The organism is Paenibacillus sp. FSL R7-0273, assembly GCF_000758625.1.
Taxonomy (GTDB): Bacteria; Bacillota; Bacilli; order Paenibacillales; family Paenibacillaceae; genus Paenibacillus_AQ.
Map to the genome: position 1 here is coordinate 2,721,663 of NZ_CP009283.1, position 25,798 is coordinate 2,747,460.

General features: G+C 45.2%; 22 protein-coding genes. 19 read left to right on the plus strand and 3 right to left on the minus strand.

What is annotated here, in order from left to right:
* Nucleotides 1-7 precede the first annotated feature (7 nt).
* The 6 genes from R70723_RS11520 to R70723_RS11545 all read left to right on the plus strand — a co-directional run bounded on the left by R70723_RS11520 (nt 8) and on the right by R70723_RS11545 (nt 6,612).
* Nucleotides 8-325, plus strand: a complete 318-nt coding sequence (locus tag R70723_RS11520; protein ID WP_039872138.1) for a hypothetical protein — start codon at nt 8-10, stop codon at nt 323-325.
* A gap of 36 nt (nt 326-361) precedes the next feature.
* Nucleotides 362-1,231, plus strand: a complete 870-nt coding sequence (locus R70723_RS11525; RefSeq protein ID WP_039872139.1) for a DegV family protein — start codon at nt 362-364, stop codon at nt 1,229-1,231.
* A gap of 189 nt (nt 1,232-1,420) precedes the next feature.
* Nucleotides 1,421-3,640 carry an MMPL family transporter gene (locus R70723_RS11530; RefSeq protein WP_039872140.1) on the plus strand — a complete coding sequence of 740 codons (2,220 nt, stop codon included), beginning with the start codon at nt 1,421-1,423 and terminating at the stop codon, nt 3,638-3,640.
* 13 nt (nt 3,641-3,653) lie between these two features.
* Nucleotides 3,654-5,513, plus strand: a complete 1,860-nt coding sequence (locus R70723_RS11535; RefSeq protein WP_039872141.1) for an LTA synthase family protein — start codon at nt 3,654-3,656, stop codon at nt 5,511-5,513.
* A 198-nt stretch (nt 5,514-5,711) separates the two neighbouring features.
* Nucleotides 5,712-6,074, plus strand: coding sequence for an acylglycerol kinase family protein (locus R70723_RS11540; RefSeq protein ID WP_039872142.1), 363 nt, complete (start codon nt 5,712-5,714; stop codon nt 6,072-6,074).
* On the plus strand, nt 6,049-6,612 hold the full coding sequence (locus tag R70723_RS11545) for a diacylglycerol/lipid kinase family protein (protein ID WP_039872143.1): 564 nt from the start codon (nt 6,049-6,051) through the stop codon (nt 6,610-6,612). Before R70723_RS11540 ends, R70723_RS11545 begins: the two co-directional genes overlap by 26 nt.
* Before the next feature lie 158 nt (nt 6,613-6,770).
* Here R70723_RS11545 and R70723_RS11550 read toward each other — a convergent pair whose 3' ends face one another.
* The 3 genes from R70723_RS11550 to R70723_RS11560 all read right to left on the minus strand — a co-directional run bounded on the left by R70723_RS11550 (nt 6,771) and on the right by R70723_RS11560 (nt 10,081).
* Nucleotides 6,771-7,421 (minus strand): hypothetical protein, encoded by a 651-nt coding sequence (locus R70723_RS11550; RefSeq protein ID WP_039872144.1) that lies wholly within the window; start codon nt 7,419-7,421, stop codon nt 6,771-6,773.
* Nucleotides 7,422-7,478: 57 nt separating this feature from the next.
* Nucleotides 7,479-8,009: a PadR family transcriptional regulator gene (locus R70723_RS11555; RefSeq protein ID WP_039872147.1), complete on the minus strand. Its 531-nt coding sequence runs from the start codon at nt 8,007-8,009 to the stop codon at nt 7,479-7,481.
* 137 nt (nt 8,010-8,146) lie between these two features.
* Nucleotides 8,147-10,081: an FAD-dependent oxidoreductase gene (locus R70723_RS11560; protein ID WP_039872148.1), complete on the minus strand. Its 1,935-nt coding sequence runs from the start codon at nt 10,079-10,081 to the stop codon at nt 8,147-8,149.
* Between the two features lie 355 nt (nt 10,082-10,436).
* Here R70723_RS11560 and R70723_RS11565 point away from each other — a divergent pair, with 355 nt between their 5' ends.
* The 13 genes from R70723_RS11565 (at nt 10,437) to R70723_RS32910 (ending at nt 25,619) form a co-directional block, all read left to right on the plus strand.
* Nucleotides 10,437-12,224, plus strand: a complete 1,788-nt coding sequence (locus R70723_RS11565; protein ID WP_047171103.1) for a sensor histidine kinase — start codon at nt 10,437-10,439, stop codon at nt 12,222-12,224.
* Nucleotides 12,218-13,813, plus strand: a complete 1,596-nt coding sequence (locus tag R70723_RS11570; RefSeq protein WP_039872149.1) for a response regulator transcription factor — start codon at nt 12,218-12,220, stop codon at nt 13,811-13,813. The genes R70723_RS11565 and R70723_RS11570 overlap by 7 nt, the downstream gene beginning before the upstream one ends.
* A 133-nt stretch (nt 13,814-13,946) precedes the next feature.
* On the plus strand, nt 13,947-15,476 hold the full coding sequence (locus tag R70723_RS11575; protein WP_039872150.1) for an ABC transporter substrate-binding protein: 1,530 nt from the start codon (nt 13,947-13,949) through the stop codon (nt 15,474-15,476).
* Nucleotides 15,477-15,562: 86 nt separating this feature from the next.
* On the plus strand, nt 15,563-16,492 hold the full coding sequence (locus tag R70723_RS11580) for an ABC transporter permease (protein WP_039872151.1): 930 nt from the start codon (nt 15,563-15,565) through the stop codon (nt 16,490-16,492).
* A gap of 21 nt (nt 16,493-16,513) precedes the next feature.
* On the plus strand, nt 16,514-17,404 hold the full coding sequence (locus R70723_RS11585; RefSeq protein WP_144026971.1) for a carbohydrate ABC transporter permease: 891 nt from the start codon (nt 16,514-16,516) through the stop codon (nt 17,402-17,404).
* Nucleotides 17,405-17,425: 21 nt separating this feature from the next.
* Nucleotides 17,426-18,973 (plus strand): glycoside hydrolase family 43 protein, encoded by a 1,548-nt coding sequence (locus R70723_RS11590; protein ID WP_039872153.1) that lies wholly within the window; start codon nt 17,426-17,428, stop codon nt 18,971-18,973.
* Nucleotides 18,974-19,231: 258 nt separating this feature from the next.
* Nucleotides 19,232-20,197, plus strand: a complete 966-nt coding sequence (locus R70723_RS11595; protein WP_039872155.1) for a ZinT family metal-binding protein — start codon at nt 19,232-19,234, stop codon at nt 20,195-20,197.
* A gap of 80 nt (nt 20,198-20,277) precedes the next feature.
* Nucleotides 20,278-21,810: a metal ABC transporter solute-binding protein, Zn/Mn family gene (locus R70723_RS11600; RefSeq protein WP_039872156.1), complete on the plus strand. Its 1,533-nt coding sequence runs from the start codon at nt 20,278-20,280 to the stop codon at nt 21,808-21,810.
* A 44-nt stretch (nt 21,811-21,854) separates the two neighbouring features.
* Entirely contained in the window at nt 21,855-22,559 is a 705-nt protein-coding gene (locus R70723_RS11605) for a metal ABC transporter ATP-binding protein (RefSeq protein WP_039872158.1), read from the plus strand.
* On the plus strand, nt 22,508-23,347 hold the full coding sequence (locus tag R70723_RS11610; RefSeq protein WP_039872160.1) for a metal ABC transporter permease: 840 nt from the start codon (nt 22,508-22,510) through the stop codon (nt 23,345-23,347). The genes R70723_RS11605 and R70723_RS11610 overlap by 52 nt, the downstream gene beginning before the upstream one ends.
* A gap of 80 nt (nt 23,348-23,427) precedes the next feature.
* Nucleotides 23,428-24,573: a CobW family GTP-binding protein gene (locus R70723_RS11615; protein WP_039872163.1), complete on the plus strand. Its 1,146-nt coding sequence runs from the start codon at nt 23,428-23,430 to the stop codon at nt 24,571-24,573.
* Nucleotides 24,574-24,870: 297 nt separating this feature from the next.
* Nucleotides 24,871-25,296, plus strand: coding sequence for a Fur family transcriptional regulator (locus tag R70723_RS11620; protein ID WP_039872164.1), 426 nt, complete (start codon nt 24,871-24,873; stop codon nt 25,294-25,296).
* Between the two features lie 53 nt (nt 25,297-25,349).
* On the plus strand, nt 25,350-25,619 hold the full coding sequence (locus tag R70723_RS32910; RefSeq protein WP_076418267.1) for a type B 50S ribosomal protein L31: 270 nt from the start codon (nt 25,350-25,352) through the stop codon (nt 25,617-25,619).
* The last annotated feature ends 179 nt before the right edge of the window (nt 25,620-25,798 follow it).

A 25,798-nucleotide genomic window follows, 5' to 3' on the forward strand; every position in this document is an offset into this window, starting at 1 on the left:
GGTTGGAATGTTTAATCCGCAATTCAATGAGGACAATAGAAGGATAAATAATAACAATAAGCTTCTTATTCTATGTGCCATCTTGTTTGCATTGCTTGCATTGTATAATCCGGACAAGGAAGATTTCGCAGAGTATAAATTAAACCGTTCGGGTGTACATGAAGGGATTAAAAACGGCTTTATAACAAGCTTTACGAATCTAATCAGTAAACCAATGCTAGCATCAACAACAGAAAGAAAAAATAAACTGTTTTATTCTATTTTCACGACCGCGGACAATACCAAATATATCGGACTATTTAAAGTTGTTTTCATTGAATTTTAGGATGCTTACTAACGGAATAGAAGGAGGAGGCTTCTTATGAAAAATGTGCGTGTATTTACGGATAGTATGACCACGCTTCCTGAAGAACTGAAAAAACGATTGGGTATCCGAGTTATTCCTGTTTATGTTGTCTTTGGCAATAACAATATTTACAAGCACAATGAAGATATTCAGACTGAAGATATTTACCGCCATGTCCTGGAAAGAGGTATGATGCCTGGCATTGCAGCTCCTTCGGTTAAAGATTTTTATGATCTTTTTAAATCCGTTATTGAGCAGAAAGAGAAGGTTTTGTTTATTAGTATGTCTGCTGAAATATCTAAATCCTACAAGAATGCAATGCAGGCGGCATTATTTTTTTCTAACGGAGATGTTACAGTAATGGATTCGTATGCCTTTTCAAGTGGAACGGGCTTGATGGTAGTCAAGGCTGCTGTCAGTGTCCCGAAAGCAGGATCAATGAAAGCTTTACTTCAGTTACTTAATAACAGCAGAAAGAACTTAAATGAAGAGCTTATTTTGGACAAGATAAAGCTTGCAAACACGGCAGGAGAAGTATATGGCTTAAATAATCGAATCATTAGTCCGCTAAAGCTAAAACAGCAGATGCAGATACGATTTAAATCCTTTAACCGTAGCCAAACGGATCAGGACATTTGTATTCTGAAAGATATGCAAGTTCATTCCAGTAGTGCTTCTGGTGAATTACAACGCGAAATGACTCTGGTCTCGCAAACGATGGCAGCTGATCATGGGGAATACACAAAGATAAAACTAACAGAGCGCTATGGATTTAAGCAAGTCTATTTGTCTTCCTGTCTTGCCGGCTTACTCAGCCGTAGAACTCCGAGAAGCGTAGGTTTCAGCTATTTCGTAAATCAGAAAAAACTGCCTGAGAGGGCATAACGGTATACTACGCAATAAAGGGCTCAAACGGCATATAGTGCTGTTTATGCCCTATTTTGCCCAAAAGGGCAAGTAACGGCTGCCCATTCGGACGATGTGCCCTTTTCTTTCAAGCTGTACGATAAGGACATGATAAAACATTAAATGTCGGCGACCTTAGTCGTAGAGAGCATTGGAGGAGAGAGAAGAATGGCAAAGATGTTATTTAGTTTAGGACGCTATGCAGGCTCCAACAGTAAAAAGGTGATAGTAGCATTTATATTGCTTATGGCTGTATTGGGCGGATTGATCTTTAGTATGGGAACAGCGTTCCAAGAGGATGTATCTATCCCCGGTACAGAGTCAGAAAAAGCCATGAAGATTTTAGCTGAAAAATTCACAGGCGGTGAACAGGACGGGCAAGTAAAAATCGTGTTCAAAGCTCCGGATAACGAAGCCTTAGACTCAGCTGGTAATAAAACGAGCATTAGCGAGCTGCTTACGAAGATTCAAGAAGATGAGGCAGTAGCTTCGGTTGCGTCTCCATACGAGCTGGCGAACATCAATCCGGATAAACAAATCGGCTATGCAGTCGTGACGTATAATTCTGCCGCAGATAAGGTTTCACAAGAATCTAAGGATAAAGTAGAAGACAGTTTAGCGATAACACGTGATAAAGGAATCGAGACCGGACTTAGCGGAACTGTAAAGTTTGAACAGACGGAAGCGGGCGGAGGCCCTGGCGAGATTATGGGCGTCATATTAGCCTATGTTATTTTAGCCATTACCTTTGCTTCCTTGCTTGTTGCAGGAATGCCGATCCTTATGGCCCTGATCGGTGTTGGTATCGGGGTATTGTTAATCTTGCTGGGAACTAACTTTTTCGATATCTCCTCGATCTCCCTCACTTTGGCAGGAATGCTCGGAATTGCCGTCGGAATTGATTACTCCCTGTTTATCTTCTCACGGTTCAAACAACAATTGAAAAAAGGATTTTCCGTTCAAGAATCGATTGCGATCGCAAACGGTACGGCTGGTAATGCAGTAATCTTTGCCGGATTAACGGTAATCATCGCGCTTCTGGGTCTTATGGTTGTGGACATTCCCTTTATGACCACCATGGGAATCGCGACCGCTGTAGTTGTTTTGATGTCGATCATTGTAGCCGTAGTGGTTGTACCCGCGGTCTTGGGAATTATGGGACATCGCATCAGACCCGAGAAGAGCAACCGGTTGATCGCCATGCTGACGCGGGCAAACAAGAAAAAAGAATCCGATACCAATGCCTGGAGCAGATTCGTAACGAAAAATCCATTGATCGTTGCTGTAGTCGGCATCGCTTTACTGGCGGTAATTGCTACTCCGTTCTTTCATTTAAATCTTGGCCTTCCGGACGATGGGAATAAACAATATGAAACGTCGGAGAAACAAGGGTTCGATATGTTATCGGATGCTTATGGGGCAGGATTCCATTCTACGTTAGTCGTAATTGCTGAACCTGCAAATCAGGAAGCGGCTTCTGCAGAAAACCTGAATGCATTGTCCGAAACTATAAACGAACTGGATCATGTGAAAAGTGCCACCCCTGCAATGCCGAACCAAACGAATGAACTATTTCTACTGAGTGTCACGCCGGAAGATGGACCGAATGCACAGGAAACCAAAGATCTTGTAAACGAGATCAGGGATCTTTCTGACAGCGGGAATATGGAGATTCTGGTGACAGGAGCTACAGCCGTTAATATTGATATCTCTGACCAAATCATGAGTGCCATGCCAACCTTTGCTATTCTAATCGTAGCGTTTGCCTTTGTACTAATGATGGTTGTCTTTAGATCCATTCTCGTACCCTTAAAGGCTGTGCTCGGATTCGTGCTTTCGATTGGCGCAACCTTAGGTTTCACCGTATTTATTGTACAGGATGGTAATTTCCTTGATGTGTTTGGCTTCCCGGGTTCAAGCGCAATCTTATTCTTGTTGCCTGTCTTATGTATCGGTATTCTGTTTGGTCTATCCATGGATTACGAGGTATTCCTGGTCAGCAGAATGCGTGAAGAATTTGCGCACACCGGCGATGCCAAGAAAGCAATTCATGCAGGTTTGAAGGAAAATGGGGCTGTCGTAACGGCGGCTGGGCTAATCATGATATCGGTATTTTCAGGATTTATCTTCTCGCATGACCCAACGATCAAACAAATGGGTCTGGCCTTAGCTGTGGGCGTTTTATTTGATGCCTTTGTAGTTCGGTTAGCCATTGTGCCTGCTGTAATGACATTAATGGGCAAATCGGCTTGGTACTTCCCGAAATGGCTTGATAGAATTCTACCCAACTTCGATATTGAAGGGGAGACCATCATGAAAGAGTACTCCAAGAAGGGTGGGGAATCTGAGTCAGATGGTGCATCTGTGTCAAATCGCAAGATAATGTAAAGGAACGGCTAACATGAACAAATTGAGGGGTTTAAAAAACAAGCCTATTTTGCTATTCAGCTTTATCCTGCTCCTGAAGAGTGCAGTAGCCTGGTATGTCGTATTTAATAACGCTCTCAATTGGAGTATGATTCTTACAGAAGTCCCTATTTTTATAATCGTATTCTGTCTAATTGAGTGGTTTTCTGGAAAACGCAAGGTTCTTTACTATATGATTGCAAATCTCTCGATCACACTGATCTATTTTGCCGTCCTGATGTACTACAAATATTATGGAGTCATAGCTACCTATCATGCTCTAAGACAGGTGAAGAAGGTTGCAAATGTGGGCGAAAGCACCTATTCACTGATTGCACCTTATTATTTGTTTGTTTTTGTGGATATTGTGTTCTTTTGTTTGCTTGTCATCCGTCCAAAGTACATTAAGGGTTGGATGTCGAACACGTCGATCCGCATGAATCGTAAGGTCCTAATTCCTTTGACAGCAATCTCTCTCGGACTCTGTACCTTCAATATTTGGCCACATCATGCCAGCATGAATGAACATAAAAAAGCTGAAGGAATGGGCATTCTTGGCTATGAGCTGTACACGGTTATTGCGGATACAACTGAAAAGGAAGCATTAATCGATTCTGAAGAAATAACACAGCAAGCTGTGAACAAATGGAAGGGTATAGAAATCCCGGGAAATCGGAAGTATTGGGGAATGAACAAGGGTAACAATCTTATCGTTGTCCAAATGGAATCGTTCCAGAATTTTCTGATCGGATTGACTATTAACGGACAGGAAGTAACGCCGAATCTGAACAAACTGGTTAAAGAGGAGACGTACTTTAACAACTTTTATACCAATGCGGGTCAAGGTACGACCTCGGACGCCGAGTTTGTTGTCAACACATCCTTTTATGCGCCTGAGAACAAACCGGCAACTTCTTCAGATTATATGAATAAGAGGCTACCAAGTCTGCCGCGCCTGTTGGGGGACAACGGCTACTTTACCTCAACTTTTCATACGAACAGTGTAGAATTCTGGAATCGTACCGCATTATATAAAGCGATTGGCTTCACACAATATTACGACCAGCCTTTTTATGGTGGCGAGGATCATATTGCCTTTGGAGCCTCTGACGAGGTATTGTTCAGCAAGACAGCACATGAGTTGTCCAAGCTAGATGCTGAGCAGCAGCCATTCTATGCGATGGTCATTTCCATGAGCGCTCATCACCCTTTTCATATTCCGGAGGAGAAATACAAGATGCAGCTACCTCAAAGTTATGAAGATACGCTGCTCGGAGACTATATCAGAGCGCAAAATTATGCGGATTATGCTATGGGCTTATTCTTGGAAGACTTAAAGTCCAGCGGGCTGTGGGAGGATAGCGTGATCATATTCTACGGGGATCATCAGGGAATTCCGATGTATACGCTCAGTTTAGAAGAAAAGGAGCAGCTAAGCGCACTAATCGGGCATGAATACGGGTATACCGATATGTTCAACATTCCCTTAATTGTTCACTCCCCTGGCGGACAGTTGCCTCCGATTATGAGCGGCACCGGGGGGCAGGTGGATATTCTTCCGACGGTTGCCAATCTGTTAGGTATATCTGTAGAGGACCAGCTGCATTTTGGTCAGGATTTGTTTAACCAGGATCGAAATGTGCTTCCCATCAGACATTTCTTACCGACAGGCTCTTTCGTTAACGATCAGAGTATTTATGTCACTGGGAATGATTATGCGGATGGAGAAAATTACAGCTTAGAGGATAATGAAAGTAGACCGGGCGGATCAACCGAGAAGCAGTTTGAAGCAGCACAGCGTCTGCTGGAGATGTCGAATAGCTATCTTCTGCAATTACCGGATGATGTCAATTAAAATAATTTGTACTTGTAAAAGTCCTGCGATGCAGGGCTTTTCATTTTGTCCTAAGGGCTGCCCGAAAGGGCAGAAAGCAGGCGCCCTTTTGGACGATGTTGACCAGCTATCATTACTGTAAGATGAAAATATAACAAAGATACACATAACATTTATTGAGATAAATCAATTATAAGGTGAAGGGAGCTTCGATAATATATGAGACTAAAAATGATTATAAACCCTGTATCGGGACATGTTAAGGCGCGGAGTGTCGTTGCGGAAGTAACTAACCGTTTGAAAAGAGAGCATACGTTAGGCCGGGAAGATATTTTCTATACCTCCCTGACGAGTAAGCCGCTTGAAAAAGCATTTTTCGATCATTGCGATGTCATTGTAGTAGCTGGTGGTGACGGAACACTTCACTATGCTGTTAATTCTATTAAGCACCTTGGAATTGACAAAGCTGTTGCCTATCTTCCCACAGGGACGGTTAATGATTTCGGACACTGCTTGAGTTTGCCGTACACAGCGGAGGCATTTTGCGAGATGTTGGATGGAATGCATACCAAAAAAAATTGATCTCGGATTAGCCGGAGATGAGTATTTTCATTATGTTCTGGCAGGTGGGGCAATAAATACAATTAGCTATACTACAAATCAGTATTTAAAAAATATGTTTGGTGAGAAAGCGTACTATTTATCGGCTGTTCCTAAGCTTACAAAGATATTTCAAGGTACTCATATTAAGATCGAGAGCGGTGAACTGAGTAACGAGCAAGAAGCATTGCTTTACCTGATAACTAATTCTTCTGTGGTAGGCGGACGAGAAGGAATCGTTCCGGATGCAAAAATGGATGACGGGTATCTACATGTGCTCGTTATAAAGAAAAGTTCGTTTTTAAACACGATGCAGCTTCTATTGGATATAAAAAAGGGTACGCATATTGAACATCCGGATGTTCTGTATTTCAAAACTAAAAAGGTAAGCATCACTCAATTTGATGCAAATGCAGCTCATATCGGTATTGACGGGGAGATGCGTAAAAGCTCAATGGAGAATATCGAGATTGTTCCGCAGGGACTTACGATAGTGGTTCCATCGAAAAAGATTGCTTAGTGCAAACAGGAGGAGATACAGCATGCAAAGTCTATTATATTATTTCGAAATTCTGTCAGCTGCTGCCGTGGAGAAAGGTGAAGACGAAGCTTGCATGACAGCAGAGTCAGATTATGATATCGGGCTTCTGTTATCCTTAATCAGCTTGAGGATCTCGGTCACTCAACGTCATTCAAAAACAGATTGCTTTTTCTGAAAAATACAATAACGCCTGTTATAAATAATACGGCACTGACAAACATACCTAAGGCAGCGCTGCTCTCTACAGATTTTTCTGATTCGGTAAAAACGAGCAGGATGTATTGCGTAAAGACAATAGAAACAAGCGCATCCGCGAAATTAAGCAGTTTCAAGCCCAGGGCGAGCGGGTTTCTCTGCCGGCTTGTTGCAATGGTTCCATAGATAGCAAAGCTAAGCTTAAGAAATGCTATTAACGCGACCAGAAAGGCAAGGTATCCGTCGTAAATAATGGAATCACCGTAAAGATAAAGGCTATTGCTGATAAAAAAGTAGATAGCCCCAAGAAGAACAAGAAAAAAACCGCTTGTTCTTAAAAAGGAGTGAGCCAATTTATAGCGTTCCTCCGGCTCATTCAGTTCTTTCGCTGCTTCATACTTAGTTAATGCTATCTTTCTTGCTAAGCATAGTAACAGATAATAGATCCCGTTTAAACTAAACCATGCGGATAGCAAATAAAATCCCAATATAAGCTTGCCTGTTCCGACAGCAGCGTTAATAACAAAGGATGCTTTGGTAAATCTTATATTCCTGTCATATTTACCATAATGCCGGTAAAGAAAGTGCTTCATGGATGTCCGCCTTTTATGTGTTTATTATTTAGCCGTCTAACCGGTAACATTGCAGGTTTATTCCTGTGACCGCTCCAGGGCAGAATCCAACTCCATTAAAAATTCTAATTCTGTGCCGGCCAGCCGCTTGGAATAATGATAGATGTATGGTGAAAATGGCAGGAAGTCTGTATCTGTCATGGTTTGATTCAGATTTTCAAGTGAGTTGATATGTTCTTGTAAATATTCTATACGGTAGCCAAGAATTTTTTTCTTGCTCGCATCCTCCAGTAAATCAAAAAAGGCCAGCCGGTTAAAAACCTCATTGGTGTTGGCAGCATACTCTGGAGGGAATTCATTAAGCATTTCATAGAAAAGTTCCCTTCCCAGGTCTGTTATGGAATAAATATGGCGATTTGGCCGTTTTTCCTGAGCCTCCAATCTCTTGGTGATGATGCCTGCTTCCTCAAACCGCTTTAATGCCGGATATAAATAGTTATTATTGATGGAGTTGGATTTACCGAGCATAATGAGGACGTTTTTCTTAATTTCGTAGCCGTGCTTGGGCCCGTTCATCAGTTGCGATAGTATCAAGATATCAATATACAAGGAGATCCTCCGTTCGTATGTTCACTCATATAACAGTATACTATCTTCATCCAGAGGACGGCAAAATTAAAGAAAAGGATGCGAGCCTATTGAAGGCCGTATCCTTTATATTGTCACGATGATTTGAAGGTGAAGACTTAAATCATTTGCCCCACCCGTACACCCTCATAGATAGCCTCCAGCGCTTTGCGCGGACGGAAAGCATCTCCGATGACATGGAAAGGCACACCCTTCAGTTCCATTATGCTGCTTAGATTATCCAAGGATTTGGAGCCGGTAGCGATGACTACGGTATCTATACCATCTAACTCAAAGCAGGCTCCTGTTTGCTCCAGTGTAATGCCAGTCTCGCTAATGGATATACATTTGGTTTGAACGTAGACTGGAATCTTATGCTTGGCGATTAATTCTTTGGCAAAGACCTTGCGCGAAGGCACCAATTCTTTGGCTACCTCATCTTGCATCTCGACAATAATAGGCTGCTTGCCCTGAGATACAAGCAGCTCAGCAGCCTCCATGCCGACCAGTCCGCCGCCAATAATGGCAATCCGGTTCCCTGTAGTCTCGCCGCGGAGTATATCATGGGCGGTTTTGACATGGCTATGCTCATGGCCTGGGATATCCGGAATGAAAGGGACCGAGCCTGTTGCTATTATAACTTCATCCGGTTTTAATGAATCAATCAGCTCCGGATCAACGGTGGTGTTTAGTATAATTTGTACGCCGCTTCTGCCGGTTTCTCTACCCATCTGCAGCGCGGATTCGGCCATCTCACGTTTGGAGGGCGTTTGTCCGGCAAGATACAGCTGTCCGCCTAACATATCTGATTTCTCACAAAGAGTGACTTGATGCCCCCGGTTCTGCAAATGGATGGCCGCACTCATACCTGCTGCTCCACCGCCGACGACCAGAATTCGCTTAGTCTCAGCTGCTGGCTCATCCGTAAAGAGATACTCTCGGCCGGTGACAGGATTGCGCAGACATACCGGACCGTAATTTCGGCTTGCCTCAGGATCGGGCCGCTGACCGCTGATACAGGACTGATTGCATCCGATACATTTGATGATTTCGTCTATCCGGCCTTCTTCTGCTTTGCGGCAAAAGGCCGGATCAGCAATCAGCGTTCTTCCCAAGGCAACGAAATCGGCTTGTCCGCTGGCTATGATATCCTCCGCTACTGCCGCATCGTTAATTCTTCCGACAACTATAACTGGAATACGAACGGCTTGTTTAATGCGTTCTGAGAATACAGCGTTAAAGCCGGGTGGTTTCTCCAGCGGGGCAATGGTTTCATGAACAGTCTCCAGCATGCCGCTGGTAACGTGAATGACATCGGCTCCAGCTTCCTCGAGCAGAGGGCACACCTCGATAATATCCTCAGGAAGCAGCCCCCCCTGGACATATTCATTGATTGTAATGCGGTAGGAAACCGGGAAATCAGCGCCGGTCTTTTGCTTGATATTCCGGATAACCTCGACAGCAAAACGTGCCCGGTTTGGCAGAGTTCCGCCGTATTCGTCCTGGCGTATGTTACTGTATGGGCTCATAAATTGATTAAGCAGATATCCGCTTGCCCCGTGCAATTCGATCATGTCGAAACCAGCCAGCCTGGCACGGAGGGCTGCATCTCCGAAGGCTTCGACGATCTCCTGGATCGATTCCCGGCTCATTTCCAGCGGCATCTCCCGGTAGACTGCATTAGGAATAGCGGAAGGAGCAATAATCGGTTGGCCTGTTGTTTTGCTGCTCGTCTGCCGGCCTGCGTGCCACAATTGGACCCCGATCTTACCGCCGGCTTCATGCACGGATGCTGTCAGCTTTTGCATTCCCGGAATAAAACAGTCATGGTACAGAGAGGGGATATTAGCATTTCGCGTGGTCGGATGAACAGCGGTATATTCCACTATATTTAACCCGACACCGCCCTTTGCCCTCAATACGTGGTAGTTGATAAAAGGATCTGTAATCATTTCCTCCTGGGCCATACCGGACCCCATTGGTGCCAGAACAAAGCGGTTTTTAAGCTCAAGTGTCCCGATTCGTCCGGGAGCAAACACATGCTTTAATACCATTAGATTAGCCTCCTAAATGTATGGGTTATTAATACCTATGTTAAAATAACCTATGAACATCATAGAGGAATGTTGTGGTAATTAATGTGAAATAATTCACTAAATTCGAGAAGAGATTATTAATAAATGGGATAGAGACGTGTTGATCCATCCTTCGTAAAACGGGAACCCATTTTCAAAATCGGTACGATTTACTATATCTGATTTGACATTGAATTTACAGTTTATTAATTACCGGTTTCATAGGACCTTGATCTGGAACAGCAAAGATTCATATCGCCAATACTCGCTTATTGAGGTATTATCGTTCTGTCAGAATAGACTTCGTATTTTCAGCACAGAGAGGAAGATCACAATGCTCCGGACACTCCGTATTCGGCAAAATCCTTTTTTGACCTGGCAATCCATCCGCGTGAAAATGCTGGCGGGTTTATTCCTGATTGTCACTCCGCTCATCGCGTTCCTGATCTATTCCAATGTATATGCCATTCATACGGTAAGAACCCAGGTGGCGGAATCGAGCAAGGACCTTCTGTCCCTGTACAGAAGCCAGGTCGATGCCCGGCTGCAGGAAGCCGATAATTATCTGAACGGCCTGATGCTTGAGCCGGAGCTGTCGGATTTTGATTTTTACACCGCGGCGGATGAGCGTCTTTTCGTAAAACAACGGATTAATAACAACCTTTCAAATTCCATTTTGCGTTATTCCGTGCTTGACGGATTATTTGTGTATCTGGCTTCGGATGATGCCTTCTTGTACTCCTTCCAGACCAGATCCACTTATATCGACAGGATGTACCTGAAGGACTATATTGTCAGTGATGTAAGCAAAAGCGAAAGCCTGCAGCGCGAGCATATGAAGAACTGGTATGTTCAGCGGAGCGGGGACCAGACGTACCTGATCCGCTTTTTTGTAATGCCGAATCAGTCGGTTGTAGGCGCATGGATCAACATGAATGCCTTTAAAACCCCGCTGGAGCTGCTGGGAATCGGGGAGAAGGGAGCGGCTCTGCTCGTGGACGACCGGGGAAATGCGCTGGTTAACCAGAGCTTTATCCGTGATACAGGGGCCGAGATCAAGCCGGATGAGGAATCCTACTATTTGACGGGGGAGACGGAGCGTTATCTGACGGTAGGAGAACGTTCACACGAAGGAGATTTCAGCCTGTATGCCTTTATACCGGAGGAAAAAATATTGCAGCAGCTGCCGACACTGCGGGCCATCTCGTTTATCCTGCCTTTTGCATCCATACTCATTCTGCTGCTGGGATTGATGCTGCTGCGCAAGACGCTGCTTATTCCGCTGAACCGCCTGTTAAAAGCGATGAACCGGATTCAGCAGGGGAACCTGGATACCCAGATTAAGCAATTTCCGACTTCCATTGAATTCAGGGCCGTCAATGATACGTTCAACAATATGATGGAGCAGATCAAGAACCTGCGCATTAACGTCTACGAAGAGCAGCTGAACAAGCAGAAGGCGGAGCTCCAGCATCTGCAGCTGCAGATTAAGCCCCATTTTTATATCAATACCTTAAACCTGCTGCATACCCTGGCCCGGACCAGGGAAGTGAAGCTGCTGGAGGAGCTGTCCCTGTATCTGATCCGTTATTTCCGTTACATGTTTCAGAGTAATCTAAGCTTTGTCACGCTCAAGGATGAGCTGCAGCATGTGAGAAATTATTTGCGCATTCAGGAGCTGCGGTTTCCCGGTCAGCTGATTCCTGAGATCAGGGCTCCCGAATTTTTGCTGAATACGCCGGTGCCTCCGCTGGTCCTTCAGACCTTTGTGGAGAATGCAGTCAAGCATGCCATTACTCTGGATGATCCGGTATACCTGTATATCGAGCTTGAGATGAGTGAACAGCCGCAGGCGGGAATCCAGATCCAGATCCGGGATACCGGGCCGGGATTTCAGGAAGGCGTTATCCGCAAGATTGATCAGGAGGAGCGCATCGTCGATGAAGATGGCGAGCATATCGGCATACGGAACCTGAAGCAGAGGCTCCGGCTTCTCTATCACGGGCAGGGGGAAGTTACGCTCCGCAATGCTGCTCCGCACGGGGCAATCATTGAAATTACGCTTCCCTTTGCTCCTGAGAATAGACCCAACTACAGCCCTGGAGGTACTGCGTCATGTTAACCATGCTGATTGTAGACGATGAAAAGCTGTTTGCGGATTCACTGACTAATGAAATAGAATGGGCCTCCCTGGGCATCGGACCTGTCTATACGGCTTACAATTCCCGGCAGGCCAAAGAAATCTATGAACGCGTTCAGGTGGATTTCATGCTATGTGATATTGAGATGCCGCAAGGCAGCGGACTCGAGCTGCTGGCTTGGGTAAGAGAGCATTATCCGCGCACCGAATCTGTGTTCATGACCTGCCATGCCGATTTCCGGTATGCGCAGCGGGCGGTGCAGCTTGGGAGCTTTGATTATTTGCTGAAACCGGTTGCTGAGGAAGAATTGCGTGATGTCGCCCGCAGGGCAGCGGAGAAAATCAACAAAGACAAGGAGACCAAGCAATACAGCCGGTTCGGGGAGTTCTGGGCCAAGCATCAGCCGCTTCTGGCAGAGCGCTTCTGGCTGGATATCATCAACCATACGATTCCGTCCAATCCGGAGCTGATCCGCAGGGAAGCAGAAGTGCGCAATATTCCGTTCGATACGGACATGAGGCTTCTGCCTGCCCTTATATCCATCCAGCGCTATAACAAATCCTTTACGCCCCGCGACGAAAAAATTATCGAATATGCCCTGATCAACTCCGGCGCAGAGCTGCTGGGCATTCAGGGCAGCGGCCTGCTGTTCGGCTTGCCGGAGCATAAGCTGCTGGCGCTGATTCCTGTGGAACGGAATGCACTTGAGATCCAGGAGACGCTGCAGGCACGCGGGCGTGCTTTTATAGATACAGCAAGCTCTTATTTCTACTGCGACATATCTGTCTACATCGGTAATGAGGTGCTTAGTCATGAGCTGACGGATATGGTGGGCCGGCTGGCGGAATGGGACCTGAACAATGTAGCTCATGGTAATAGAGTGCTGCTGTGGCGAAATAAACCCTATGGCCAGCAGAATGTAGTTCTGCCGGATATGAATACCTGGTCTGTGCTGCTGAAGGAGGGACACGGGGACAGGGTGCTGGCAGAAGCGGAGAAGTTTCTCCATGACCTGAGCGGTGCAGAGACCATAGATGCAGACAGCTTATACCGGTTCCACCATAACTTTCTGCAGATGGTCTATTATGTACTGAAGCTAAACGGCATTGAGGCCCAGCTCCTGTTCAACGATGAAACCTCATCCGTGCTGTTCCAGCGCGCTGTCCGCTCTCTGACGGATATGAAGGAGTGGATGAAGCATACCATATCCAAGGCCACAGGTTATGTAGGAACAGTCCAGCAGTCACAGCCGATTATGAAGGATGCGGAGCAATTCATCCTGCAGGAGCTGGAATCGGAGGGCTTGACCCGCGAGGCTGTAGCCAGCCAGGTGTTCCTGAATCCGGATTACCTGGACAGGCTCTTTAAGAAGGAATCCGGCCATTCCGTCACGGAGTTTATTGTATCCAGAAGGATGCTGCTGGCCCGCGATTTGCTGACGGCGACCAATCAGTCTGTCAGCTCCATTGCCTCCCGCGCAGGCTACACCAACCTGGCCCATTTCTCCCGGAGATTCAAGCAGGTGGTGGGGATGAGCCCGAAGGAGTACCGGAACAAGCATAAGCAGTAGCTGCATACAGGTCGAAAATATGCAAATGTGAGGTCGAAAACAGAGTAGTGAGGGAATGTGGCCCGCTGTAACATTATAAACAGATTCGATGCAAATTCGATTCCAACTCACACACGGTACAGGGGGATGAAGAATGAAAAAGAAGCTTGGCTGGTTGAGTCTCATATTGGTATTTATGCTTGCAGTAACCGCTTGTTCAGGAAATACCGGAGGAAACAATGCAGGCGGAGGGAACAAAGAAGCAGGCAGTGCCGATCCGTCCGGGAGTAAAGAGGCGCCTTATGAAGTGGTGTACGCTTATCCGGCGTTCTCTAATGTACCTGCAGACATTCAGGAGGTACAGGAAGCCATTAACAGAATTTCGGTGGACAAAATCAATGTAAAGGTCAAGCTTCTGCCCATTAGTAACAGCGCTTTCACTAACCAGATCAACCTGATGCTATCAAGCGGGGAAAAGCTGGATATGTTCGCCATGCTAAGCAGCTACAGCAATCAGGTGGCTAAAGGAGCCTTGTACCCGATCGGCAACATCATGGAAGCGAATGCGCAAGGGACGATCGATGCGCTGGGCATCGATTACTATAACGCTACCAAGGTTGGCGGCGTCAGCTACGGTGTACCGAGCCTCCGCGACCTGGCCCAGGATTTCGGTATCGTAGTCCGCAAGGATATCGTAGACAAATATAACATTAACCTTGATGAGGTCACTACCTTTGATGATTTTGAATTAATCTTTAAGGCAGTAAAAGACAATGAGCCGGGCATGGCCGGCGCAACTAACTTAACCAATGGCTCGATTCTCAGCACTTACGGTATCCAGGACCCGCTCGGTAACAATCTGGGCGTCCTGCTGAACCATGGGCTGGATGATCTGAAGGTCGTTAACCTCTTCGCTTCGGACGAGTACAAACAGATTGTGACCAAAATCCGCGAATGGTATGAGGCCGGTTACCTGGTCAAGGATGCCGCGACCAGCCCGGAATTAAACAATGTGATGGTGAAATCCGGTAAGGCAGCCAGCTGGTTATCCGCCATGAAGCCGGGCTTTGAAACACAGGAAAGCCGCAATGTCGGGGTAGACATGACTGCCGCGCGCACTCAGGCTCCAGTAGCTATGACGGATACTGTGACCAACGTGGCCATCGGGGTAGCGGCCACTTCGGAGCAGCCGGAAAAGGCATTGCAGTTCCTGAACCTGATGTACACGGATAAGGAAATCGTAAATCTGATTGACTGGGGTATTGAAGGCAAGCATTATGTTAAGGCCGAAGGCTCTGATAATGTAATCAAATATCCGGATGGTGTCACAGGCGACAATGTCGGTTACAAGAGTGACGGCTGGATGCACGGCAACCAGTTCCTCTCCTATGTCTTCGAGGGCGATGATCCTGAAGTGTATGTGAAGATGAATGAGTTCAACCAGTCTGCCGCCAAATCTAAGGCGCTTGGCTTCACCTTTAACGGCGACTCTGTAAAAGCCGAAATTGCAGCATGCAATGCGGTGCTTGACCAATATCGCCGGGCGATCGAGAGCGGCGTGCTTGAACTGGATAAAGCGCTTCCCGAATTCCTGAAGAAGCTTGATGATGCCGGTATTAATACCATCATCACCGAAAAGCAGAAGCAGCTGGATGAATGGGCTGCCGGCAACGCGTCTAAATAGGGAGGCTTACGATCCAATCAGCAGCAGGCTGGTTGGATCGTATTGTTAAAATGCTATTTTTCCAAGGGAAAGGAAGTGCAGTCCACATGAAGCAGCAGAGCTTAAAGCAAGGCAGTAAAAAGCTTAAATATGCTCCCTTATACTTGCTTATGATTCCGGGAATCGTCTATCTGCTGATCAACAATTATCTGCCGATGCTGGGGATATTCATTGCCTTCAAAAATATTAATTTCACCAAAGGCATTTTCGGCAGCGAATGGATCGGGTTTCAGAATTTCAAATATTTGTTCCAGACGAGTGACGCTTATATCATCACGCGAAATACGATCTTATATAATGCGGTGTTCATCGTGCTGGGAACGATATTTGCCATTGCCTTTGCCATACTGCTCAATGAGATTAAGAAAAAGGTGCTGTCCCGGTTCTATCAGAGTGTTATTGTCCTGCCGCATCTGATTTCATTCGTAGTGGTCGGTTACTTGGCTTATGCCGGACTGAGCCTGGAGACGGGGTTTATGAATAAAACAGTCCTGCCGCTCCTGGGGATAGATCCGATTTCATGGTACACCGAGCCGAAGTACTGGCCGTTCATTTTAACGATCATTCATTTGTGGAAATCCATCGGGTTCAGCTGCATTATCTTTCTTGCCTCAATTATAAGTATCGATACGGAATATTATGAAGCTGCAACGCTGGACGGAGCCTCCAAATGGGCGCAGATCCGCTCCATTACCATCCCGCTGATTACTCCGGTTATTGTCATGCTGACACTGCTTGGCATCGGCCGGATCTTCTACTCCGATTTCGGGCTGTTCTATCAGGTGCCGATGAATGCCGGATTTATTTCGGATACGACGAGTGTAATTGATACTTATGTCTACAAGGGGCTAATGGTATCGGGGGATATGGGCATGGCATCGGCTGCAGGCGTCTATCAGTCCATCGTCGGCTTCATCCTGGTACTCGGGGCGAATCTGCTTGTCCGCAGGTTCAGCAAAGATAATGCGTTATTCTAACAGAATCGGGGTGAGCGGGTCGTGATCAATGAGAGTAAAGCAATGAAATGGATTTCTAATCTGGTATTGGGGCTTTTTTCGGCTGCGTGCCTTATTCCCTTTGCCCTGCTGATTATTGCGTCTTTCAGCAGTGAAGAAAGTATCGTCCGACAGGGCTATACGTTCTTCCCGGAGGCGTTCAGCCTGAAGGCCTATGAGTATCTTTGGCAGCATCAGCTGGAGCTGGGCCGGGCTTATGGGATTACAATTCTTATAACAACGGTAGGAACTGCGGTAAGTCTGGCCATTACCTCGATGCTGGCTTATCCGTTGTCCCGCCGGGATATGCCGCTGAACAGATTCTGGACCTTTATCGTCTTTTTTACCATGCTTTTTAACGGAGGTTTAGTACCAACCTATCTGGTATACACACAAATCTTTGATATCAAAAATACACTTTTCGGCCTGCTGCTGCCCGGCCTGCTGATGAACGGCTTTAATATCCTGCTGGTCCGGACCTTCTTCCTGACCTCGATTCCGCCTGCCCTGATTGATGCGGCGAGTATCGACGGGGCTGGGGAGATCAAAATTTTCTACCGGATCATCCTTCCGCTATCCATGCCTATTATGGCAACGATCGGGCTGTTTCAGGCTATCGCTTACTGGAATGACTGGTTCAACGGCCTGATCTATATTACCGACACCCGGATGTTCGGGATTCAGACGATTCTCACCAAGATGGTGATGGACATCCAGTTCCTGACAAGCAACAGCAATGCTGCAGGCGTGAACGCCGGAGCGGCGATAGCGGAGCTGCCAAGCACTTCGGTCCGGATGGCCATTGCAGCAATCGGTGTACTGCCGATCCTGATCGCGTATCCGTTCTTCCAGAAGTATTTTGTAAAAGGCATCACGATTGGCGCTGTGAAATAAAAAGAATGAAGGAGCATGGAGATGAAATTCAGCAATCCGATTGTCAGCGGAGCCTATCCGGACCCGAGCATCTGCCGGGTGGATGACGACTACTACCTGGTTAACAGCTCATTTGGTTATTTTCCCGGGCTGCCTATCTTTCACAGCAAGGATCTGATTAACTGGCGGCAGATCGGCTACGGATTAACAAGGGAAAGCCAGGCGCCCTTGCTCCGCAGCGAGGGCGCGGACGGCGGGCCATTGTTTAGCTATATGGGGATTTATGCTCCAACGATCCGTTTCCATAACGGACGGTTTTATATTATAACTACCAATACGGTTGGGGGACGGAACTTTATCATCGAGGCGGAGAAGCCGGAGGGCCCCTGGTCAGAGCCGCTGTATCTGGACAGGTGGGGAGGAATTGATCCGTCACTTTTATTCGACGAAGACGGAAAGGTATACATTACAGGTACAGGAAGCCATACAGATGCTGTTCCAGGGGTTTATCAGGCGGAAATGGATCTGTCTACAGGTGAGATTCTGACAGAACGGCAGCTGATCTGGGAAGGGACCGGAGGCAGCTTTCCGGAGGGACCGCACCTGTACCGCATTAATAACCTGTATTATCTGCTCATTGCCGAAGGCGGTACAGAGTACGGCCATATGGTGACGGTTGCCAGAAGCCGCCAGCCTTACGGGCCTTTTGAGACCTGTCCATACAATCCCATTCTGACTCACAGAAGCATCAGTCATCCGGTCCAGGCTACCGGTCATGCTGATTTTGTTCAGGCCCATGACGGCACATGGTGGACCGTACTGCTCGGCATCCGGCCGGTCGGGTATCCTTTTCACCACCACCTGGGCAGGGAAACGTACCTTGCACCTGTGACCTGGACGGAAGACGGCTGGCCGCTGATTGGTGAGAGTGGCAGGATCGGCTTGGAGATGGAGGGCCCTGGCTTTTTCAGAGGCTATGACCCGGCGTTTTCCCGTTTTGGCAGGGATGATTTCGATGGCGGGGCTCTGGGCCTGCAGTGGAACTTTTATAAGAATCCGCCTGAACAGAGCTACTCGCTTTCCGACCGGAAAGGCTGTCTTACGCTATATGGGACAAAATATACGCTGGACGACTCACAGCAGCTGGCCTTTGTCGGCCGCAGACAGCAGGATTTCGATTGCGCGGTTTCAGCTCTGCTGCTGTTTGATCCTGGTAATGAGGGTGAAGAAGCTGGATTGACCGTCTATATGAACGAAAGAGCCCATTACGAGATTGGGCTGAGAAAATATAACGGCCGTAGAACACTGTTTCTGCGACGGCGTATCGGATCGCTGTGGAAGGTGGAATGGGAGGAGGCGCAGGCGGCAGCCGGGGTGATTCTGAGCATCCAGGCGGATTCCCGGCAGTATATCTTCAGCTATTCCTTAGCCGGACAAGAGCCGGTTATCATCGGCTGCGGGGAATGCTCCTACGTGGCGACCGAGGTAGCGGGAGGTTTTACCGGGGTATTCTTTGGAATGTATGCGACTGGAAACGGCAGGATCAGCCGCTCTCCTGCGCATTTTGAATATTTTGATTATTTAGAATAATTACCGTAAAAAGGTACGGCCACTGAATGAATAGTGGCCGTTTTTTTAATGAAAGCGTCTCTGAGCTGCTCCGATTCTCTCAGCTTCATTTTATATTCTGACAAGCAATGAATAGATTATTCGAAGCCGGTTTACCGAGTCATGCATTGCCCGCCTGAATATGACAAAATATATATCTTAGCTTGACAATTGCTGCTTACCCCTGTATTCTTTAAAACGTAATAATTACGATTAAGAGAGAAGAAGGGGAGAGCACACTTGAAAAAAATATCTTTATTTATTTGTTTATTGGCTTTTAGCGTGATGTTAGCAGCATGTCAAAGCACAGAAGAAGGATCAGCTGCTAATACTAATGCAACAGCAGAAGTAGAGGAGACAAATGTACAAGAGGCAGGAAAAATTACAGTAGAAGGTTTAGGTGACCATTATCACACAGGGGATAAAATCGAATTAACTGCTGTACTTAGTGAAGAGGTTGATTATGATCACTGGCATTGGTACACAAAAGATAGTGGACAGTCTGAGTGGAAGGCGGCTTCTGGTCAAGAGGCTGAAACCTTTACCGGGGAAGCAACTGCGGACGGCATTGAAATTAAAGCTACACTTTACGATAACAATCATGAAGTATACGCAGAATCCGAGCCAGTGACCATCGTTATCGACGATCACCATGGTCATGACGAAGCGAGTCGAAATATTAATAAAGGTATCTTTACCGATGAACAAGTACAAGATCGTGAACTGTCTGACTGGGAAGGAGACTGGCAGTCTGTATATCCTTACCTTTTAGCTGGTGACTTGGACGAGGTTTATGAACATAAAGCCCAAGATGGCAAAATGACAGCGGAAGAATACAAAGAATACTACAACACCGGGTATGAAACAGATGTAGAGCGCATCACTATTGATAACGGCCATGTCACGTTTTTCAAAAATGGACAAAAATCCGAGGGCGACTACGAGTATGATGGACACGAGATCCTTACTTATGAAGCCGGTAATCGGGGCGTACGCTTTATTTATAAGCTAGTTGATGATAATAGTGATATGCCGCAATATATTCAATTCAGTGACCACCTCATATATCCAACGGATTCTCATCATTACCATTTATACTGGGGAGATAACCGTGAAGAACTCTTAAAAGAGGTTACAAATTGGCCAACATATTATCCTTCAAGTTATGATTCAAAAGCTATCGTTCGCGACCTATTAGCGCATTAATCATAGAGGAGAAGAGAAGCAATAAGCTTTTCTTCTCCCTGCTTTTTTTAACTACATATTTCAAAGGAGAACCTTTATAGATGAAATTTAAAATGCTCCAAACGCTAGCCGTTCTTTTAACTGTGACATTAGTTCTTTTCGGGTGTCAGTCGCAAAAGCTAGAGGAGGGTTCCACTGGCAACAATGAAACGACCATTTCTGTTGTAGCTTCTTTTTTACCTATGTATGAATTTACTAAAAAGGTTGCAGGAGATCGGGCGGATGTGCAACTAATGGTCTCCGAAGGGCAGGATGCACATCACTATGAACCTAGTGCACAAGATGTAGCGGTTGTAAACAAAGCAGATGTGTTTGTGTATAGTAGCGATGAGATGGAATTTTGGACGAAAAGCCTTTTTAAAACGATAGAGAATGACAATCTCATCATTGTGCGTGCAGCAGATGGCCCTGGTAGACCGGAAACAGAAAAGGTACAGGTTGAAGGCGCAGCTAATCATTATCATACAGGAGATGAGATTGAGCTAACGGCGAAATTAACAGGAGATGCAGATTATGATCATTGGCATTGGTATCAGCGAGCAGATGCTAATGAAGAATGGGCAGCGATTTCGGGACAAGGAACGGACACCTTTATTTTAGAAGCACCGGGAAAAAGTTTCGAAGTTAAAGCGGTTATTTATGATCACAACCACAGTGTATATGCTGAATCTGAACCAGTAGAGCTTCATATAGACAATCATGATAATCATGTGCACATAGATGAAAAGCATGAAGAAAATGACCATGAAGATCACAGCCATACACAAGCAGGAGAAGGCGTGTCGATTGTCGGTTTAGCAGATCACTATCACACAGGAGATGTTGTTACGCTTAATGCCAATATAATAGAAGAGAAAAATTATGAGCATTGGAATTGGTTCGTAAGAGAGGATTCAGAGCAAGATTGGGAGGCTGTACCAGATCAAGAGACTGAGCGTTTTGAATATAAGACATCTGGAGATAGCTTTGAAGTGAAGGCTGTACTTTATGATAATGATCATAATGTCTATGCAGAATCAAGTGCCATTTCTGTAAAGATTGATAACCATGAAGGTAAAGACCCTCATATCTGGCTTGATCCGGTATTGGCGCAAGATCAGGTTCTGGCTATTCGCAATGCTTTAATAGAGGCAGATCCAAATGGAAAGCAGATTTATGAGGAAAACGCAGAAGCTTTTGTGAAGGAGCTTAAGGCGTTGGATAACGATTATCAGGCTGCGCTGAAGGATGCTGAGCACAGAACCTTTGTTGTACAGCACCAAGCCTTCGGCTATCTTGCAGATCGATACAATTTAGAACAAATTGCAATTGGCGGACTATCAACTGAAGTGGAACCAAGCCCTTCCAGAATTGCTGAGATTTCTGAGTTAGTTCATAAACACAACGTTCCGGTTATTTATTATCAACAAGGGGCCAGCTCCTCTATTGCTCAAACTGTTGCTACAGAAACAGGGACAGAAACGGCTGTCTTGTATGATTTAGAGGTACTCTCTGAAGAATTACTGGCAAATGATTTAGGATATTTGGAAGCCATGCGTCATAACCTTGAAGCACTGCAAGCCAGTATACATTGAGCTTGATCCCTCCTTCATGGAATGAATAGAGAGGTAATATCATTATGTACTATGTAAAGGTAGATGGACTTGCTTTTCATTATGAGAATGAACCTGTTTTAACCGATATATCGTTTGAATTAAGGCCAGGGGACTTTATTATGCTGACAGGAGAAAATGGAGCTGCTAAAACCACATTGTTACGGAATATCTTGGGTTTGCTTAAGCCTGCCACCGGACAAGTTAACTTATCACCAGTAAATACTAATGGAGATAAGTTAATCATAGGATACGTTCCTCAACAAGTGGCTTCGTTTAATGTTGGTTTTCCTAGTACTGTATTGGAACTGGTCCAGTCTGGTCGTTATCAAAGAGGTAAATGGATAAGAAAATTAAACAATGATGACAACGAACAAGTCAGACGAGCACTTGAATCAGTTGCAATGTGGGACATGCGCTTTAAAAAAATCGGTGAGTTATCGGGAGGGCAAAAGCAAAGGATTTCTATAGCACGTGTTTTTGCTACAGATCCGGATTTATTTGTTTTGGACGAACCTACCACAGGTATGGATACCAAGTCACGCGAGGAGTTTTACAGGCTGTTAAAGCATCACAGTGAGTCCCATGGAAAAGGAATAATGATGGTCACACATGATCACGATGAACTGAAAAATTATTGTAACAAGCATATTGAACTTATACGAAAGGTGGGCTCACCTTGGAGATGTTTCTCTATGGATTCATGCAAAGAGCTTTCCAAGCCTCACTGATCATCTCATTAATTGCACCATTGTTAGGATTGTTTCTTATATTGCGCAGGCAATCACTTATGGCAGATACCTTATCCCACGTTTCATTAGCTGGAGTGGCATTAGGATTAATAACCAGCATCAATCCAACCTGGACAAATATTCTAATGGTAGTCGTTATAGCAGTGTTACTAGAGTATATGCGTATGTTGTATCGGACCTATTCTGAAGTTTCAATTGCCATATTAATGTCGGCCGGGATGGCTATGGCATTGCTTCTTATTAGTTTAAGTAAGGGTGGCAAAACGGTAAGCATTAATCAATTCTTATTTGGATCTATCGTCACAATTAGTACGGAACAAATTTGGATACTCCTTATATTGGCAGTTATTATTTCGAGTCTATATTTAATATATCGTAAAGCAATGTACGTAATGGTTTTTGATGAAGAAACAGCTTTCACTGCCGGGCTGCCTATAAAAATGATGTCAATTCTGTTCAATATGTTAACTGGGGTAACCATTGCTATCATTATGCCCATTGTTGGTGCATTATTAGTGTCAGCTATTTTGATTTTGCCTGCGGCTATTTCTATGCGTTTGGGGAAAAGTTTTTCAAGCACGATTTTGATAGGGATACCTATTACACTAACAAGTATGCTTAGCGGATTAGTAACTTCTTACGAGTATGGTACTCCACCCGGTGCAACAATCACCTTAATTCTTGTCGCAATCTTAATGCTTGTAACTATCATTGGTAAAATTATACGGAGGGTCAAAACAGACAAGAAATGGTATAGCACCAGATAAGGATAAAATTAAACTTCAAAAGACAGTTGAAGCATATGTGAGAAAATCAAATTGGGATTCTACGAGGAGGCGGATTATACATGAGCCGTGTACCTGTCACAGTGATATCCGGATATTTAGGATCTGGAAAGACTACGTTGTTACTGCATCTATTACTGTGCAAAGAACAATTGCGAATCGGATTGATCGTCAATGATTTGGCCGAAGTGAATGTAGATGCAAAAACAATTGAGAAAAGCGAATTTTTTACTGAAAAAGACCGCTTGGTAGTCATGTCGTCGGGCAGTATCAGCTCAGATTTGAAAACTGAACTTATTGAAGCTGTATATTATCTGGCTGCCTCAGGTGAAGTGGATCTGATCATTGTTGAAGCATCTGGTGTTGCGCTCCCGCAATTAATTGCTAATACCATCATAAATGGAGTGACGCATGATGGTGTGCCGCTTAATACAGTTTCCCGTCTGGATACGAATGTAACGGTTGTAGATGGCTACAGGATTTTGGGGCAGTTCACCTCTGAGGATGGTATGTATAACGATGAATATGTAGACAGCAATCAGTTGATTATCAATCAAATCGAATTTTGCGATGTGCTGGTATTTAATAAAATTGACTTGTTAACTCCTAATGAGAAGGACTATTTGACTTCATTTGTTAGGAAAATTCAGCCTAAGGCATCATTTATCGAGACCTCCTTTAGCCGTGTCCTTGTAAAAGATGTTTTAAATACCGGGTTATTTGATGAAATGGCCGGTATCCAGGACGTTCTGGATACAGAAGATCTGAATGAATTTATAGAGAACGAAGCAGACCAGCTTGGTATTCAGTCCTTTGTTTATCGCAGAAGAGAACCTTTCCATCCTGTACGGCTTGATCAGTGGCTCGACCGTTGGCCGCGGGAGGTTACAAGGTGTAAAGGTGTGATGTGGCTGATTACACAGGCAGAAACGGTGTTCAAAATCTCGCAATCCGGCCGAGCTATGGATATTATTCCGGCGGGCTACTGGATCGCTTCCCTAAATTCAGATGAAATCAGACAGTTGTTTGCTGCTAGAGAAGGTCTGAAGGAAATTTGGGATGCCCGTTTTGGAGACCGGATGATTGAGCTTGTCTTTATAGGGAAAGACATGGACAAAGAGCAAATTATACAGGATTTAGATGCCTGTCTGGTTCAAGAGGACGAGGTCGTGAATAGTAGTGAAGATCCATTTAAGCTGCCGGGGTAGGAACTGCGCGGTTGTTCTTACAGATCTGCCCGGAATCCGAATACAGGAGGACAGTGCAGCTACCCAACTGGCACTTGGTGCAGTAACAGATGCCGATCTTGTCATCCTTGTAATTCGTGCAAGGTTGACACATAAATGGGTAAGTTGTAAAATAAATAAATCGTAATAATTACGAATAAGTAAGAGGAGAGTATTTTAGAGCTATTTTACACTTTTTTGAAAAGAAATCGTTGAAGCTTGGGACATTTAAGAATAAATAATTCTTGTTTCCGGTTTTTGGCAAAAAGGGGACGGTAAATGGGAAGCAAATGGTTAGAATTAGTTGAAGCGATGGAGGAAAAGGGGCTTCGGGTAACTTTTCAACGTAAACTTATTGCTGAAGTTTTCTCATCTACGAATGGGTTCGTGCTGCCCCGTCAAATTCATTCTTATATTGCTAAAGATATACCAGGGGTCAGCTACGATACCGTTTATCGCAATCTGAGAGTTATGGTGGAAATTGGATTAATTGAACAATTTGATTTTAAAGAAGGCTTCCGCTACAAATTACGGTGTGGTCCCGACCACCACCATCATCATTTCATCTGCTTGGCGTGCCACAAAACATATCCACTTGAATTCTGTCCCATTGATATGGGAATTAAGACCCCGGAAGCATTCGAAGTAATATCTCATAAATTTGAAATTTACGGCTATTGTGAAGAATGTGCGCATGGGAAGTAGTGGAAGTCCGCATTACTAATAAACTTGAGATACAAAGAAAGAGAGTGATTGTTATGAGAGAAGGCATCCATCCAAAGTTTAAACAGGTGATTTTCTTAGATGCAAGCGTTGGTTTTTCATTCCTTAGCGCATCAACCAGAAGCTCCTCGGAATTAATGGAGTGGGAGGATGGACAAACTTATCCTGTGATTCGTGTAGATTCAAGCTCAGCTTCGCATCCATTTTACACCGGCAGACAAAAGCATACTGAAACAGGCGGACGCGTTGACAAGTTCAACCAGCGTTTAAGTGCCCAAAAGGAACGGAAAAACGCTCATCAATAACTGAACAACAGGAAATGAAAAAAATTCACCACGACTGAAACGAGTAACTTTGCACTGCGAAACACGTTAATAATGCAATTCGAAGGCTTTCCCTGTACCTAACCCAGGTATCAGCAGGAAAGCTTTTTTATATATTAGGAACTTTTCCGGCAGCAAATTTTGATGAAGAATTCGGGGAC

Bases quoted from the DNA above. Each gene is read 5' to 3' on its own strand.
- R70723_RS11520 (WP_039872138.1), top strand. From the start codon at position 8: ATGTTTAATCCGCAATTCAATGAGGACAATAGAAGGATAAATAATAAC.
- R70723_RS11525 (WP_039872139.1), top strand. From the start codon at position 362: ATGAAAAATGTGCGTGTATTTACGGATAGTATGACCACGCTTCCTGAA.
- R70723_RS11530 (WP_039872140.1), top strand. From the start codon at position 1,421: ATGGCAAAGATGTTATTTAGTTTAGGACGCTATGCAGGCTCCAACAGT.
- R70723_RS11535 (WP_039872141.1), top strand. From the start codon at position 3,654: ATGAACAAATTGAGGGGTTTAAAAAACAAGCCTATTTTGCTATTCAGC.
- R70723_RS11540 (WP_039872142.1), top strand. From the start codon at position 5,712: ATGAGACTAAAAATGATTATAAACCCTGTATCGGGACATGTTAAGGCG.
- R70723_RS11545 (WP_039872143.1), top strand. From the start codon at position 6,049: ATGGAATGCATACCAAAAAAAATTGATCTCGGATTAGCCGGAGATGAG.
- R70723_RS11550 (WP_039872144.1), bottom strand. From the start codon at position 7,421: ATGAAGCACTTTCTTTACCGGCATTATGGTAAATATGACAGGAATATA.
- R70723_RS11560 (WP_039872148.1), bottom strand. From the start codon at position 10,081: ATGGTATTAAAGCATGTGTTTGCTCCCGGACGAATCGGGACACTTGAG.
- R70723_RS11565 (WP_047171103.1), top strand. From the start codon at position 10,437: ATGCTCCGGACACTCCGTATTCGGCAAAATCCTTTTTTGACCTGGCAA.
- R70723_RS11570 (WP_039872149.1), top strand. From the start codon at position 12,218: ATGTTAACCATGCTGATTGTAGACGATGAAAAGCTGTTTGCGGATTCA.
- R70723_RS11575 (WP_039872150.1), top strand. From the start codon at position 13,947: ATGAAAAAGAAGCTTGGCTGGTTGAGTCTCATATTGGTATTTATGCTT.
- R70723_RS11580 (WP_039872151.1), top strand. From the start codon at position 15,563: ATGAAGCAGCAGAGCTTAAAGCAAGGCAGTAAAAAGCTTAAATATGCT.
- R70723_RS11590 (WP_039872153.1), top strand. From the start codon at position 17,426: ATGAAATTCAGCAATCCGATTGTCAGCGGAGCCTATCCGGACCCGAGC.
- R70723_RS11600 (WP_039872156.1), top strand. From the start codon at position 20,278: ATGAAATTTAAAATGCTCCAAACGCTAGCCGTTCTTTTAACTGTGACA.
- R70723_RS11605 (WP_039872158.1), top strand. From the start codon at position 21,855: ATGTACTATGTAAAGGTAGATGGACTTGCTTTTCATTATGAGAATGAA.
- R70723_RS11615 (WP_039872163.1), top strand. From the start codon at position 23,428: ATGAGCCGTGTACCTGTCACAGTGATATCCGGATATTTAGGATCTGGA.
- R70723_RS11620 (WP_039872164.1), top strand. From the start codon at position 24,871: ATGGGAAGCAAATGGTTAGAATTAGTTGAAGCGATGGAGGAAAAGGGG.
- R70723_RS32910 (WP_076418267.1), top strand. From the start codon at position 25,350: ATGAGAGAAGGCATCCATCCAAAGTTTAAACAGGTGATTTTCTTAGAT.